Source organism: Candidatus Merdisoma sp. JLR.KK011 (genome assembly GCF_036941125.1).
Classification (GTDB): domain Bacteria; phylum Bacillota; class Clostridia; order Lachnospirales; family Lachnospiraceae; genus Laedolimicola.
Window position 1 is genome coordinate 567,252 of sequence record NZ_JAYWSZ010000004.1, and the last position, 15,217, is coordinate 582,468.

The following is a 15,217-nucleotide window of genomic DNA, read 5'->3' on the forward strand; positions in this document are numbered from 1 at the left end:
GCGTTGTGTTTTTATCTTTGTTCCTATATATTACCACATAACTGCTTATTTTGATATAAAATGCGGCAATTCGCTTAATAGTGTGAACTGCCACATTATCACATTTTCCTTATCCGAATTAACTTGCATGGTGCTAGCACCATGTTCAAATCATTACTAAGGAAAAATATTCTGCCTTTCTTACAGACGAAAATTTGATACTCATTTTTCAGCTTTAAGAAACACCCCTTCCCCTTTTCTATAAACCTGCACTGTTTTAAATCCACAATTGTAAAAGATTTCCTCTAGCTCTTTTTTGCTGTATATTCTTACATCTCCACTTTTTGAAAAGGGAAACCAAAATTTATTTGCTATAAATCTAACTACTGCTCCAAAATTAGGATCAGCTATATACACTGTACCGTTTTTCCTTAAAACTCTTTTACATTCATTTACGAAAGCTTGCGGATTGTCAAAATGATGAAACGCACAACATACAGTTATAATATCAATACTTTCATTGCTCCATTCAAGAGGATAGCATGGTTTTACCTCAAAATTCATATTCGAATACCGCATCTTTGCAGAACAAATCATGTTCTCAGATATATCTATTCCATTTGCTTGGATTTTTGCTTTTTTTGATAATTCCCACAACAAAGTTCCATTTCCACATGCAACATCAAGGACAACATTACCCTCATGCAAATCTATCGTATTGGATAGTTCCATAATGTGAAATCTTGTATATTGTCCTTCCCTTGACGCATCATATTCAGATGCTATTTTATTGTATGTAATTCTTGATTCTTCTGTTTTCTTATTCACGTTTTTTCCTCGCTCCTGATCTCTCCATTTGATTATACTTTTTTTATTCTCTGTCTGCCATTATAAAATATGGGGGATACCTTGTATTTTCTTCTCCCTCTCCCCTGCCAGCCAACAGAACACTCCTTACGACTGCCCAAAAATCAATTGAGGAAAAATCAATCGAACCCCTTCCCTGGTATGCTTCCTTATTTTCTGCCGCTTAGCATTTCTGATAAGTTTTGTTCCTGTATTATCTGAATTATGTTAGAATATTTAAAGAGCACAGAATTGAGAGGTCAGCTATGGACTATAAGATACGCAAAATACAAAAACAAGAATATCCGTTATTGGATAATTTTCTATATGAAGCAATTTTTGTTCCAGAGGGTATCGAGCCTCCACCCAAAACCATTATCACGTCTCCCGAATTACAGGTTTATGTGGAGCGTTTCGGTGAATCAAAAGATGATTGGGGATTGGCAGCGGAGGTTGGATGAAAGAAATTCTTGCTCTGCTGAAATCACATGGGTACAGACGAGTTTCTCTTTCTGTCCAAAAAGCCAATTATGCAGCAAAGATGTATTTAAAGATTGGTTTTGAAATTATAATGGAGAATGAAGAAGAATTTGTTATGATATGTCATTTATGAATCAATTACCATTACAAAAATACGGTTCTTTTATTCAAACTCCTCGGCGGATAGCTTGAACTAGTTATTTTTCTATGGTTTATAATGGATTTATTGTGTTGGACGCTGTTTTCATCATTGTTTTTGACTGGGGCGTGGTTGGCGCTGCCAGTGCAACCGTAATCGGACAGGTTTTCTCTGCCTTGTTTGGTACATATCTTGTCTTTGGAAAGAAAACCCAAGTAACGATTTCCAAAAATACATTCCATTTGGAAAAGGCGCTATGCCTGCAAGCGGTATCAATCAAGGTATTCAGCCTATTATCGGAAATAATTACGGTTCAAAAAATTATAGCCGGGTAATTCAGACACTTTTTCAAGCTGCAATCTTTTCCGTATCAATTACCTGTTTTATTTGGCTTATCGTACTTTTTTCCGAAACAGATACTCGCTGCATTTGGTGGAACAGAAGAAATGTTCCATATCGGAATTACGGGACTGAGGATAAACTTCTGCATTACCCCGGTTTTAGGATTTGTCATGTTGGCAACCACTTTCTTTCAATCCATTAACCGCCCCGCACCCTCTATTTTGATAACTGTATTAAGACAAGTGGTGTTTTTAATTCCGTTTATATTTGTTTTGCCAATCCTTTTCGATATAAATGGTATATTTTTTGCACAGCCAATCAGTGACGCAATAGCAACAATCTTATCTATGTATCTTGTTTTGAAAGAGCGTAAGGAAATGTTGTCATTATCACAATGCTTATAATTACAGCATAATTGATAACTATGGAAGGCGGTTGCAGCATATGGGAAAATTTTAGTACTGACACTTAATGAACAGGAAGAAAAAGTAACTAACCCACCTATTTTATAAAGAAAATATTATTTCTTTTGCAAACAGGAATCAACGCTGCTATTTTTTTAGAAAATCGCTAAACTCCTTTAATTCCTTTTTCGTATCTTCTGAAAGTCTGTTAAATTCTGTATCATGGATTGCTCCCTCCAGTGTGTATAAATGTACCAGACACACCTTCGGATATTTCTGCTTTAGCTTAAGAAATGCGCCTTTTGCACCTATCTCAAAAGCCGGAAAGTCCTTTATTTATTCGGCTTCCCGGCTCTCTGTTTACTATTTGAGCTCGACTTTTCCTAACTAATTTTATTTAGGAATTATTCTCTATCGAGTATGTAAATCTTTTGATTATTTGATATATCCATATTATTCGGCATATATCAAAGCTGTTTATTATTTTTACTCTAGAAAATCAACTCCCAAAATTCCTCTAATAAAAATCAATCCTATGTGTAGACACAAAATACTATTTTTACTTAGACAAATCCACTATACTATTTTACTCGCTGATTTTCTGTCAGCGTTTTGTTAATGCTTTGCTATAACTGACATAAAAACGTCTAACAAGCTTTATTTTGAGAACATTACATCATTTCTGGAAAGAAGATATACACAATACTGATTCATACTGATTCCTTCCCTTTGAGAATGTTCTGCCAAAGCTCTGTGCAGACTTCGTGGAATTCTCAATTTAAACTGTCCTGAGTAATCTTCCAGGCTATCTGGCTCATGAATCTCTACACCCTCTTCAAGTGCTGCTTCAATCCATGCTTTCTTCGCATCTAATGCATTTGCCACTGCGCTTTCTACTGTCTCACCACAAGTAATGCAGCCAGGCAAATCCGGATAGGAAACCACAAATCCCCCTCATCCTTATCTTCTACAATTTCCATGCGATAGGACATTGCCATGTAATTATTCAGCTTCTTCATCATTCTTCGCCTCACTCTCTACAATCTGCCTTACCATTTCAACATATACTTTCTTGATTGGTTCGTGTTTAGGTATTGTGATCGGCATACAGCCCTCCTTCCTAAATGTATAATGGATATACTCCGTATATTTTTTACAAATAAAATCTTCATCAACTACAAAAAATATTATCACTAACCGCTTAACTATAAAAACACTGGATTTCTTCGCTACTCCAACTTATTCCAGTTCTATCGTCCCAGGCGGCTTCGAAGTCAAATCATACATAACCCGATTCACCCCTTTGACCTCATTAATAATCCTGCTAGTAACCTTAAACAACACCTCATAAGGAATCTCCGCACACTCCGCCGTCATAAAGTCGCTGGTATTCACTGCCCGCAGCGCCACCGCATAGTCATAGGTTCGAAAATCCCCCATAACCCCCACAGACCGCATATTCGTAAGCCCTGCGAAATACTGCCCAAGCCCTTGATCCAATCCGGCCTTAGCAATCTCTTCCCGGTAAATGGCATCCGCATCCTGCACAATCCGGACTTTCTCCTCCGTAATCTCGCCCACGATCCGCACGCCAAGCCCCGGCCCCGGAAACGGCTGGCGGTACACCAGATACTCCGGAATCCCCAGCTCCAGTCCGGCTTTGCGCACTTCATCCTTAAACAGCATCCGCAGCGGCTCAATAATCTCCTTAAAATCCACAACCCCAGGCAGGCCGCCCACATTATGATGAGATTTAATCACCGCCGACTTTCCAAGCCCGGACTCAATCACATCCGGATAAATCGTCCCCTGCACCAGAAAATCCACAGCACCAATCTTCCGTGCCTCCTCCTCAAAGACCCGGATAAACTCCTCGCCGATAATCTTCCGCTTCGTCTCCGGCTCCGTCACCCCCCGAAGCTTCTCATAATACCGCTTCTGGGCATTCACTCGGATAAAATTCAGCTCATAAGGGCCCTCCGGCCCAAAGACAGCTTCCACCTCATCCCCCTCATTTTTCCGCAGAAGGCCGTGATCCACAAACACACAGGTAAGCTGCTTCCCGATTGCCTTGGAAAGCATAACTGCAGCCACCGAAGAATCCACGCCGCCGGACAGAGCACAGAGCACCTTTCCGCTTCCGACCTTGTCCCGGATCTGACGAATACTCTCCTCCACAAACGATCCCATCTGCCAATCTCCTGAGCATCCGCACACCTCATACACAAAGGCCCGAAGCATCTTCTGCCCCTCCCTGGTATGCATCACCTCCGGATGAAACTGCGTGGCATACAATTTCTGCTCCTGGCATTCCATAGCCGCCACCGGGCACACCGGCGTGTGTGCCGTAATCCGAAACCCTTCCGGCGGCGTCTCAATATAGTCCGTATGGCTCATCCACACAGCCGTTTCTTCCTCCACATCCCGGAACAGCACAGAGGTCTTGTCCACCTGAACCTCCGTATGGCCATACTCGCTTACCGGCGCCGTCTTTACCGTTCCGCCCAGAGTATGCGCCATCATCTGGGAGCCGTAACAGATTCCCAGAATCGGAACTCCTATTTCAAATATCTCCTTCTGGTAATGAGGCGATGCCTCCTCATAAACACTGTTTGGCCCTCCTGTAAAAATGATTCCTTTAGGGTTCATTTCCTTAATCTTCTGAAGGCTGACCGTATACGGATGCACTTCACAATATACACCGCACTCCCTGACCCTCCGGGCAATCAACTGATTGTACTGTCCTCCAAAGTCCAGCACCATAACCATCTCTCTGTTCAACCCATTATCCTCCTATTCCAGTTCCGTAATATCCCTTAAACCACACGGATATGCAATCAATTTCCAGCCGCAAAATCCACTGCCTAAAACCGTATTTCCTGCCACTTCCCTCTGTGATATCGGACGAAGAATAGAATCGCCCGAAACAGCCAGTCTATGGTCATGGCAACCCAGACTCCAAAAACGCCCCATCCAAGATTTCTTCCCAGCAGAAAACTAAAGCCCACCCGGAAAATCCACATAGACAGCATACTGACCACAAGCGTAACCTTCACATCTCCCGCAGCCCGCAGCGTATTGGGCAGACCAAAAGACAATTCCCAGATAGTCATACAGCAAAAAGCATGGTAAATCAAAAGCTTTTCCGTCAACGCTCCTGTCTCCGGAGACAGGTGATAGGCCTGCACAATAAAGGGACAGCCAAATATAACAATGATATTCACAAGCCACATACCTGCATACATATATTTTAAAAGCAGTTTTGTATAGTACTTGGCCTCTTCATACCGCTTTGCTCCCACACATTGAGAAACCACTGTAACAATCGCATAGCCAATAGCCATTCCAGGTATAATCTGAAACAAAGCAATCGTGCCTGCCACTGCATTTGCCGCCAAAGCCTTTGTCCCAAAGCTGGTAACCAGGCTCAGCACCAGAATCTTTCCAAGCTGGAACAAGCTGTTCTCCAGTCCGTTGGGAATGCCGATAAAGCATATTTTGCGAATTACCCTCCTTTGAATCCCCAGCCTCTGCCCTTTTCGCAAATGAATATCCAAAGCCTGATTTCGAATCAAAACCAGAATAATTACAGCCGCAACCATCCTGGAAACCAAGGTCGGGATCGCTGCGCCCTCCACGCCCATGCCGCAGCCATAGATTAGAAGCGCATTTCCTGCAATATTTACCCCATTCATAATCAAAGACACAAGCATAGGCGTCCTGGAATCACTCATAGCTCGAAAAATCGCGGCTCCTGCATTGTATAGGGCGATAAAGGGAATGGAAAATGCCGTAATCAGCAGATAAATTCTTGCATTGGCCATAACATCCCCTTCAATTTTTCCAAAGACTCCCTGCAGGATCCATGGACAGCCAATGAGCAGTACAAGCATAATCGCCGCCGAAAGGAACGCCGTAAAAATGATTAGCTGTTCAGCGGCCTCCGATGCCCTCTCCTTTGAGCCCTCTCCCAGGCTGTGGCCGGCAACCACGGCTCCGCCAGTTGCCAGAGCTGTGAAAATGTTAATCAGCAGTACATTGATATTATCCACCAATGAAACACCCGACACAGCCGCCTCTCCTACGCTGGCAATCATCACCGTATCCGCTATTCCCACCGTTGCAAGTAGAATCTGCTCTATAATCAATGGCAGAATCAGTTTTCTCAAGTCCTGCTTTGTAAACATTTTTGCCTCTCCTCGTTGGTATCCCGTCTTGCTCCAGACTTTATCCCTTTATTCTAGCAACTTTCTTATAAATGTCAATGAATTTTTCCATACCTCAAGGATGTGCCCTCTGCGATTAAGAATCCCTCAAGAGACAACGTTCTGCACTTGGCTCATTGCCCGCTGAAATAAAAAGAGCCGTCCCGGCATTCAATGCCGGACAGCCCTTTGCAAACGATTGAGGCTTCTATATTTATTTTTCTAACAGATGCGGCACATCCAGCAAAGAATCACAAATAGCCGTCAGCTTCTTTGAAAGCTGCGGATCCGGCTTCTGCTGATCCGGAATCATCACTGCATGAAAGCCTCCCGCCAGAGCGCCCCTCAGACCATTCCAGCTATCTTCCAGAACCATGCATTCCTCTGGCTTCAGCCCCAATTGCTCTGCTGCTTTGCAAAAAATTTCTGCATCCGGTTTTCCGCGCTCTACCATATCGCCGAATACCCTGCCGTCAAAATACGCTGTTACCTGTGCCATTTCCAGATATGGAACTGCCTCTTTCTCCATGGTAGACGTTGCAATGGCGATTCTGTACTTTCTTTCCTTTAAATATTCCAGGAGCTCATAGAGACCTTTTTTCACAGGAAGTCCATAGGTATGAATATACTCCTCCATAAGCGCCTGCTTTTTCTTACGCAGCTCATAGTAATTCACTTTGCCGTGAAATGCTTTTTCATACCTCATAGCTGCCTCCTGCACTGTAATCCCGTGCATATCCCCCAGCTTTGGACAATTCGGATCGATCCCTTCACTTTCCCACACCTGGTTCCAAACCATGAGCGCTATCCGCTCTGTGTCGAACATCAATCCATCCATATCAAAAATGATTCCCTTGATCTCCATATTTTTCCATCTCCCATTCTCCCGTGTACCAGCTTGCCGTCTGTATCGGAAAAACATGCCGGAAATAGGTACGAGAATTTCCGGTACAGTCACTAACATCCGCTAGGTTTAAAACGATTATAACATAAGGAAGAGATATCCACTATCGTCTCCTCGCCCAGGGCCACTTGGCTTGTTACCTTCCCTGCGGCCGGTCCGATCGCAAAGCCATGTCCGCTATATCCGCATGACAGAATCATGCCCGGCACCTCTGGAATCTCCTGAATAATCGGAAGGCGATCTACCGTAGAATCCAGCCACCCTGCCCATTGACGAATAACCTTCACATCCCGCAGCGCCGGAATATACTTGGATACCGCCCGGCATTTATCCGAGGACTGCTTGTTCGTATTGCGCGGCCGCTGATCATAGGTACTTTCATAACGCTCCAGATTCGTATTTCCTCCAAATATAAAAGACCCATGCTTTGTCTGATGCCCGTAGAAATTGCCATCCGCAGTAGAAAGACGAAACTTTGTCAAGGGAGCTACCGCTTCTGTGACAATGCATTCATCCACACGCTTTAAAAATGGAAGCCATATACCGACTGTCTCTGCGATTCGTTTGGAATTAAATCCTGCTGCCACTACAATTTTATCCGCTTCATATACATTGCCCTCAGCCGTAATTACCTTCCTTGCCCTTCCACGGTATTTTTTTATGCATCGTACATCCTCGCCTGTGATATAACGAACGCCCATCTGCCGGTTTTTCCGATAATATGCTAAGGTAGTGACCATAGGATTTGCATATCCGTCCTCCGGACACCAAAGCGCCTGATTCACTTTATCCGACAGGCAGGGGCAGATTTTCCGTGCCTCATCTCCGTCTATGAGATGTACCTCTGCCCCATAGGCCTTTGACTTCTTTAAGGAGCCCTGCAAAGCTCTCATCTGGGTCTCCGTCTGCGCCAGGCAAAGGCTTCCAGGAGCCGTATATTCCAGATCTGCATCCAGTTCCTCTCCCAATACAGGCCAGATATGCTTAATCGCCTCCTCCGCCAAGGCGCTTTCCGGAAATACGCGGCTGGACAGCCGAACGCCCGCGCCGTTTCGGCTGGAAGCTCCGTCTCCAATATTATCTCTTTCCAGCACCAACACCTTCTGCCCCTTCTGAGCCAAATAGTAAGCTGTGGAACTCCCTACAATACCCGAACCAATTACAATTACATCTGCTGTATTATTCATCTTTTTCTACCTCCCTGCCAAATGCCTCCATTTCAATTGGGCGGGCCGGGCCTCTCGCCGTGCAGTCATCCAGTTCTCCCGGTCTGTATTTCAGCTCGGAAGCCAATATTCCTTTTACAATTCTTCCGCAGGTATTTCCCTGGCACAAACCCATTCCTGCACGCAGGTATCTGCGTATCTCGGTCATGGTAAACATCCCGTCATGAATAGCTCTGCGTATCTCCCCCTTTGTAATTTCTTCACACCGGCATACAATCAGATCATCATCCGGCCCTGGAACAAATGGCCCGATATCAATACTCCTGTCCTGAACCTTACTCATTTCATCTCCTCCTCTGCCCGGAAAAATCTAGCCTTCATTACCATATCCTTAGGCACCTTAATGGTTAAAAGAGCCGTGTGATCCATGCTTGGATTCATACGACAGCTCACCACCTCCGCACTGCACACAGCCTTGCCGTCTCTTCCATATGCAGTTCCTCTTGTTCCGGGTGCCGGGCGGGGCAAAAACTCATAGGCCATAGTCACAGTGCCGCTGGTCTCTTCATAATCTTCGTCTACCAGGAAAATCGCCTGGCCGGAACAGGATACCACACATTTTCCGCATCCTGCACAAGCTGCCTCCAGATTCACCTCCGGAAGACGTGTAATCTTATCCCCCACCTTAATGCAGCCAAACTTACAGGCATCCTGACAGGGATTGCATGGTATATTCTGGGTACACTCAATAACCGGATGCAGCCCCTTTATCTTCTTGTCCGGAACGCCCGGGAAACGGTTAAGCTCCTGTTCTTCTATGTACCCTTTTTTCAACAAGCTTTCGGAAATATCAATTCCTTCGTCCGTCAGCTTGATATCGCATTTTCCTCGGTTCTGCGGACTGAACATTCCCTCGTGAAGCTGCCGCAGGGACTCCCTAAGCCGCCCTATTTCTTCTATACAGGAGGCTTCTTCCAAATACCCCAGCTTAAAGGCAGCCGCCGTGCCTGCAATACGTCCTGTAATCATCGCAGAGCTGGCCTCCTCAATCCCAGCCACATCGCCTGCTGCAAAAATGTTTTCCAGGCTTGTTTCCAAATACTCATTGACTACGGGAACCGTCCCCCCTCTTTCCGTGGTATCACACCCTGCCATCGCTAAAATCTGAGACATCGGGGAAAGGCCTGCCGCTATACAGATGGTATCTGCCTCCAGCTCCTTTTCCGTCCCCGGGATCGGCTGAAAATGACTGTCTACCTGGGCAATCACCGCTCTCTCCACATGATCCGTTCCTATTGCTTTCACAACAGTATGTGATAAATAAAAAGGAACGCCGGCCCGGGCAATCTTAGAAGCATGCACGCCATAGCCTCCTACGCGGGCAGCCGCATCCACAATCGCCTCCACCTTCACGCCTGCCTGCAGAAGCTGATAAGATACTACCAGTCCCACATTGCCGGTTCCAACCATCAACACCTTACTCCCTGGGCGCACTCCATGCAGGTTCATCAAGGTCTGTGCAGCGCCTGCGCCAAGAACACCCGGGAGTGTCCATCCCTCAAAGGGAATCATATTCTCTCGGGCGCCGGTGGCTGCAATCACTGCGTCTCCTTTGTAATGCCCTGTTTCATCACCCTCACGAACAAGAATTTCTTTATTTTCATACAAACCTAAAACCGTAGCGTTTAAATGCACATGGACCTTGCATTCCTCTGCCTCCGCCAGCAGCTCTCTTCCTATCTGAAAGCCTCTGATTTTTGCACGATGCTCTTTGGAGCCAAAAAATTTGTGAATCTGCTTAAACAGCTGTCCGCCCGGCCTTTCATTTTCATCAAATACAGCTGTCTCAACCCCATATTTTGCTGCCTGGATCGCAGCAGATAATCCGGCCGGCCCGGCTCCGATTACAATCAAATCATATCGTTTCATCTTCTGACTCCTTTGCACTTATTCCATATTGGGTCTGAACCTGCATTCCGGCCTTCAGCGGCGTTATACAAGTCCGCACATTTGGTTTGCCGTCTACAATCATCACACAGTCCGTACACCTTCCAATGGCGCAGAAAATTCCCCTGGGCTCATCCTTCTTACGCGTATGACGATGCGCCATCACTCCCGCCGCACGCAGGGCCGCTGCAATGGGCTCTCCCTCATAGCCGTGCATTTCCTTTCCGTCCAGGGTAAAAGCCACCTCATCTCCTTTCTCAAAGGCGCCTAGAATCGGATGCTCTTCAATTCTCATAACATGTTACCTCCTGTATTATAATTTCGTTCTGATTCCGTGTGCCGTCTGATTGCAAGACAGACGGTACTCTGATTTTATCTACACAGCTTTTCTAAATACCGCCTCAGAAAAGCTACGGTATATTCCATTTTATCTTCGTGAAGGCCACTGTCCTGTCACGTATCTTATCATCCCCCGTATATTTTTCAGGAGGCGGAAACGCCACCGCCTCCTGCATATGCATCAACTTATTTGATATCTTATACAATGCCAAGAAGTGAAAGCACCATAGCCACAGCAATGATAATCAGAATCAATACCCCGAAATTCTGTCCCTTCTTCTTGATATATCCATAGATCCCCATGATAGAAAGCAATGGGAGTACCCCCGGCATAATGCCATCAACGATACTCTGATAAGTTACCTCAGTTCCTGCGCTCATATAAGTTCCCGACAGATTCAAAGTTACAATAGACGCAGACAATGCACCTACCATGAACAAACCAAGAATACTGGCTCCCAGAATAATGCGGTTAATCCACCCGGACTCCAAAAGCTTCACCAAGGCGTTCTTTCCTACCTTATAGCCAATGGACATCAAATACCAGCCATAGGCAACAGTCACAGGGACAAACAGGAGCATCAGGAACCATCCAATCACAGAACCGTCGGCGCTGGCCGTCAGTGCAATTGTAAATATCAGCGGCTTAACGGTTCCCCAGGTAATGGTATCTCCAATTCCCGCAACAGGTCCCATCAAGGCCGACTTTAATGCTACTATGGCATCTCCTGTCAAAACCCCTTCCTCTGCCTTCTCTTCCTCCATAGCGACGGACATACCCAAAATCACGTTTCCGCAGATACCCTCTGTATTGAAAAATACCAAGTGTCGCTGCAATGCTTCTGTAAATGCTTCTTTATCCGGATACAGCTTCCTCAATACTGGGATCATGGCAAAACAGTAGGCAATGGACTGCATACGCTCATAAGAATTGGACATCTCACAGGAAAGCCACCATCTCCAGAAGGTGATCCAGAGATCCTTTATTGTTATTTTAGAACTCATTTTTGCCTCGCTCATCTTTTCACCCTCCTCACTCATCATCATCGTCATCATCCACAGAAGAAGCCGCTTTTACCTGTACCATAATCTCTTCCTGAGAATCCTTTTGCATAAGTACAATAATCACTGCGATGGGAACTCCAAAGCAAGCCGCTGCAATGCTGCTGACTCCAAAGAACTGAACCAGGAAAAAGCCCAGGAAAAAGAACGGGAAAATACTCTTTCTCTCACTCAAAATTCCGATCAGCACGGCAAAACCAATAGCCGGCATAACGCCTCCTGCTACGGATAAGCCATTTAAAATCCAATCCGGAAGAACCTCCAGAAGCTTCTCAATGACAGTAGAGCCAAAATATACGCCGATAAACGCAAAGGGAAACTTGGTTACAAGGTTCATAATCAACGGATACCACATCGCACAGTTGGCAATTCCTTTTGTATCGCCTTTTAATGCACATTTGTCAGCCATATGTGCAAATTTCGCATTAATAATTCTTCGAATCTGATTCAGGAATACTCCCAGCACTCCGAAAGGAACTGCAATGGCAATGGCTGTTCCTGTATCAGCGCCAATAGACAATGCAATGGGGATGCCGATTAACCCCGCCAAAGACATATCTGCCGGCATCTCAGAGCCGGGCGCCACCATACCTACATACATCATACTGATGGCGCAGCCAATGACCATAGCCCCTGGCACATCTCCCATAATCAAACCGATAGGCAATGCCGAGAACAATGGGAACATCCAGATTTCATGTGTGCTGTAACCTGGTCTCCAGCCTGCAATGGCGTACCAGATTCCGGAAAACAAAGCAACACCTAACATAACATGTACCTCCTTCTTATGGTTACTTATTAAATATTTTCACAATCTCGGCATATTCCATTTTGGCGTTTTCGGGAACTACCTGGATTGTAAAGTTCACTTCATAGTCTTCATACAGCTCCTTTATCAGGTTCATTTCTCCATTGTTAAGAGAAACGGCCTTCATAATCAGCTTCTTTTCTTCCGTATGCGGCACGCCTCCCAGCTGTACCTCAGACAGAGGAAGTCCTTCTTTAATCATTCTGCTGCAGGTTGCAATATCTTTAAATAAAATCATCACTGCTCCTGTTCCAAACTGATTCTTTCCCCAAAGGCGCAGCGCCTTTTCCTCTGTGTAAACCTTTACCGTAATATCAGCCGGAGCGGCAGATGCGTACACCTTTGTCATAAATTCATCTGCTGCAAGAATGTCATCAATCACAATGATTTTGTTAATATTAATTACCTTTCTCCATCTGGTGATAATCTGTCCGTGTATTAACCGAAAGTCCACTCTCGCTAGTTCAATTTTGGCCACCTTTATTTCCTCCTGTTCATCTAAAGTTTCGCAAATCCTTCTCTGGAGAAGGATACCGGCTTTTCGCTATGAAAGGCCTAAATGTCTCCTGACGTTGACAATCCCGTCTGTTGCCGCTTTTATACAATGCTCTGCCAATTCTTGTACCGGCATATCTTCCCGCGCCTGCAGCGCTTCTAAAACCATTGGAAGATTTACTCCTGTAACGCACTCCGCCGAAAGCTGGTTCAGCCAGGATGCCGCCACATTGTAGGGGCTCCCCCCCATCAGATCTGTCAAAATCAGAACTCCGTCCCCATCGTCCAGTTTTTTGATGTGATCCGCTACCTGATTTCGATAAATCATCACATCATCGTCGGCGCAGAGCTTAAGGCATTCCAGCTTTTCAGCCTCTCCCATGAACATTTTCACGCCTTCAATGATCCCCTCGCAGAACTGTCCATGTGTTAGCAATAAAATTCCCGTCAAGTCAATCCCCCTCCCTTCACTGACAAACTATTTGAAATTTTCTGCTGTATCAACTATAATAAATATCATTTGTATTACTCGACAACTACAGCAAAGTTTCTTTTTATACAATATACCTATTTTTTTATTTATTTCAATACTCTTTTCGTCAATAGTGACAATTTCAAAATCTGTAACACTAAATTCTTTGATTTTTTAACTAATTATTACAAAAACGAGGAAAATGTAACATGGAAAAATCCAGAAATCCAAAGAATATTTTCGTCAAGGAGTGCCTTTTTACTGCTCTCCTGATTTTGATGCAATCTAAAAATTTTCATGAAATAACAGTTACAGAGCTGACCAAAAAAGCCGGCGTATCCAGGATGGCATTCTACCGCAATTATGAAACAATTGAAGATATTATTATTGATTATTTCAATACGACTAAGCTGGGAATCAACGAAAACAATGCAGATAAGATCATGTACCTTCCGAATATGATTTTAAGAACCTGTGAATTTTTTTATGCCAATCAAGAATTAATGAACGATCTGATACATTTTCATATGACAGATCTCATTCTCAATGCCATTGAAGCGCATTTTCATTCTACTTTTTATCTTTTGCTTTATTCTTATGGTTTTCAAAGCGACTATGAGATCTCCGCACTGGTGGGTATTTTCTTTAAAATCCTCATAGATTGGACGAAAAACGGAATGACAGAAAATATTGAGCAGATGAGCATCACCATTTATGATATTATGACAAAATTCGACAATTATTAAGCGTTACAATTTTCAGACTTTTGTCACTATCCCTTCCTTTCTTCTTGCAATTTTCGTCTTTTATTCTAAGATAGTAAGAAAAAACGAGCGATTGCTAAGGAAAGAGAGGTATTTTTATGAAACTCCACATCTACGACACTTATGAAGAAATGAGCAGGGCAGCTGCAAATGTCGTTACGGCGCAGCTTCTATTAAAACCAGACAGCCACGTGGGATTGACTGCCGGAAAAACTCCTGTTGGCATGTTTGCAGAGCTAGTCCGCCTCTATCAAAACAAGACGGTCTCCTTTGCTGATGCCTGGTTTTACAATCTGGAAGAAAAAATCGGGGTTGCAAAGGATGATCCTTCTACTTGCAGAAGCTATTTCCATAAGCACTTTATGGACGAAACAGATGTTTCTCCGGAAAAACTGCTTCTTCCGGACAGCCAGCCTGAAGATATCTCTGCTGAATGTCAAAAATACGACAGGCTGCTGAGCAGTCTGCCCAGCAGCCGCCTGGATATGCAGATTCTGGGAATCGGCGAGGACGCACATATTGGAATGAATCGCCCAAACGACGCTTTGGCCCCTGGAGCTCATAAAGAGGTTCGTCCCAGCGGCAGCTATATTGCTATGGGCGTTTCTCACATTCTTCTTGCAAAGCGTATACTTCTTATTGCCAATGGCGAAAGCAAAGCGCAGGCTGTGGCAGATATGTTCGCACAAGGGATTTCTTCTGCAGTTCCGGCTACACTTTTGAAGCTGCATCCCGATGTCATCGTCTTGATAGACAAGCCTGCCGCCTCAAAATTAGCGCTGTAGCAGCCCAAGAACACTTAAGAGGGGGGATATTCCAAAATTCACAAAGCAATTTTGAAAATCCCCCTCTTCCTTTTATCCCC

General features: G+C 44.6%; 16 protein-coding genes and 4 pseudogenes. 5 read left to right on the top strand and 15 right to left on the bottom strand.

From position 1 onward, the window contains the following. Positions 1-201: 201 nt before the first annotated feature. Entirely contained in the window at positions 202-807 is a 606-nt protein-coding gene (locus VV089_RS16510; RefSeq protein WP_172543937.1) for a class I SAM-dependent methyltransferase, read from the bottom strand. Positions 808-1,091: 284 nt separating this feature from the next. On the opposite strand from VV089_RS16510, the pseudogene VV089_RS16515 reads away from it, so the two are divergent. The 3 genes and pseudogenes from VV089_RS16515 (at position 1,092) to VV089_RS25280 (ending at position 2,190) form a co-directional block, all read left to right on the top strand. Continuing rightward, positions 1,092-1,438, top strand: a pseudogene (locus VV089_RS16515) (GNAT family N-acetyltransferase). Positions 1,439-1,700: 262 nt separating this feature from the next. After that, positions 1,701-1,772, top strand: a pseudogene (locus VV089_RS25275) (hypothetical protein); the annotation flags it as partial. Positions 1,773-1,797: 25 nt separating this feature from the next. Further along, entirely contained in the window at positions 1,798-2,190 is a 393-nt protein-coding gene (locus tag VV089_RS25280) for an MATE family efflux transporter (RefSeq protein WP_442891604.1), read from the top strand. A 147-nt stretch (positions 2,191-2,337) separates the two neighbouring features. Here VV089_RS25280 and VV089_RS16525 read toward each other — a convergent pair whose 3' ends face one another. The 14 genes and pseudogenes from VV089_RS16525 to VV089_RS16590 all read right to left on the bottom strand — a co-directional run bounded on the left by VV089_RS16525 (position 2,338) and on the right by VV089_RS16590 (position 13,567). Further along, positions 2,338-2,526 carry a TfoX/Sxy family DNA transformation protein gene (locus VV089_RS16525; protein ID WP_334337590.1) on the bottom strand — a complete coding sequence of 63 codons (189 nt, stop codon included), beginning with the start codon at positions 2,524-2,526 and terminating at the stop codon, positions 2,338-2,340. A gap of 321 nt (positions 2,527-2,847) precedes the next feature. Continuing rightward, positions 2,848-3,209: pseudogene (locus tag VV089_RS16530) on the bottom strand (type II toxin-antitoxin system HicB family antitoxin). Continuing rightward, a pseudogene (locus VV089_RS16535) lies at positions 3,193-3,324 on the bottom strand (toxin HicA); the annotation flags it as partial. The pseudogenes VV089_RS16535 and VV089_RS16530, both read right to left, overlap by 17 nt. Positions 3,325-3,429: 105 nt before the next feature. Continuing rightward, positions 3,430-4,971, bottom strand: coding sequence for a glutamine-hydrolyzing GMP synthase (guaA, locus tag VV089_RS16540; protein ID WP_334336656.1), 1,542 nt, complete (start codon positions 4,969-4,971; stop codon positions 3,430-3,432). 83 nt (positions 4,972-5,054) lie between these two features. Beyond that, positions 5,055-6,377, bottom strand: coding sequence for an MATE family efflux transporter (locus VV089_RS16545; RefSeq protein ID WP_334336657.1), 1,323 nt, complete (start codon positions 6,375-6,377; stop codon positions 5,055-5,057). A gap of 232 nt (positions 6,378-6,609) precedes the next feature. Next, entirely contained in the window at positions 6,610-7,260 is a 651-nt protein-coding gene (locus VV089_RS16550) for an HAD family hydrolase (protein WP_334336658.1), read from the bottom strand. Positions 7,261-7,352: 92 nt separating this feature from the next. Then, positions 7,353-8,486 carry an NAD(P)/FAD-dependent oxidoreductase gene (locus tag VV089_RS16555; protein WP_334336659.1) on the bottom strand — a complete coding sequence of 378 codons (1,134 nt, stop codon included), beginning with the start codon at positions 8,484-8,486 and terminating at the stop codon, positions 7,353-7,355. Further along, a complete protein-coding gene (locus VV089_RS16560; RefSeq protein ID WP_334336660.1) occupies positions 8,479-8,808 on the bottom strand; it encodes a (2Fe-2S)-binding protein in 330 nt (109 codons plus the stop codon). The genes VV089_RS16555 and VV089_RS16560 overlap by 8 nt, the downstream gene beginning before the upstream one ends. Next, positions 8,805-10,394 (bottom strand): FAD-dependent oxidoreductase, encoded by a 1,590-nt coding sequence (locus VV089_RS16565; protein ID WP_334336661.1) that lies wholly within the window; start codon positions 10,392-10,394, stop codon positions 8,805-8,807. Before VV089_RS16565 ends, VV089_RS16560 begins: the two co-directional genes overlap by 4 nt. Next, on the bottom strand, positions 10,381-10,707 hold the full coding sequence (locus VV089_RS16570; protein ID WP_334336662.1) for a (2Fe-2S)-binding protein: 327 nt from the start codon (positions 10,705-10,707) through the stop codon (positions 10,381-10,383). The genes VV089_RS16565 and VV089_RS16570 overlap by 14 nt, the downstream gene beginning before the upstream one ends. 242 nt (positions 10,708-10,949) lie before the next feature. Continuing rightward, positions 10,950-11,771, bottom strand: coding sequence for a PTS system mannose/fructose/sorbose family transporter subunit IID (locus VV089_RS16575; protein ID WP_334336663.1), 822 nt, complete (start codon positions 11,769-11,771; stop codon positions 10,950-10,952). Positions 11,772-11,784: 13 nt separating this feature from the next. Next, positions 11,785-12,582: a PTS mannose/fructose/sorbose/N-acetylgalactosamine transporter subunit IIC gene (locus VV089_RS16580; RefSeq protein WP_334336664.1), complete on the bottom strand. Its 798-nt coding sequence runs from the start codon at positions 12,580-12,582 to the stop codon at positions 11,785-11,787. A 22-nt stretch (positions 12,583-12,604) separates the two neighbouring features. Continuing rightward, the gene (locus tag VV089_RS16585) at positions 12,605-13,099 is read right to left on the bottom strand and encodes a PTS system mannose/fructose/N-acetylgalactosamine-transporter subunit IIB (protein WP_334336665.1); all 495 of its coding nucleotides are present in this window, start codon (positions 13,097-13,099) and stop codon (positions 12,605-12,607) included. 66 nt (positions 13,100-13,165) lie between these two features. After that, complete coding sequence (locus VV089_RS16590) at positions 13,166-13,567, bottom strand: PTS sugar transporter subunit IIA (RefSeq protein WP_334336666.1); 402 nt, start codon at positions 13,565-13,567, stop codon at positions 13,166-13,168. 230 nt (positions 13,568-13,797) lie between these two features. On the opposite strand from VV089_RS16590, the gene VV089_RS16595 reads away from it, so the two are divergent. Both VV089_RS16595 and VV089_RS16600 read left to right on the top strand, forming a co-directional pair. Further along, entirely contained in the window at positions 13,798-14,334 is a 537-nt protein-coding gene (locus VV089_RS16595; RefSeq protein ID WP_334336667.1) for a TetR/AcrR family transcriptional regulator, read from the top strand. A 116-nt stretch (positions 14,335-14,450) separates the two neighbouring features. Next, the gene (locus VV089_RS16600) at positions 14,451-15,137 is read left to right on the top strand and encodes a 6-phosphogluconolactonase (protein ID WP_334336668.1); all 687 of its coding nucleotides are present in this window, start codon (positions 14,451-14,453) and stop codon (positions 15,135-15,137) included. The last annotated feature ends 80 nt before the right edge of the window (positions 15,138-15,217 follow it).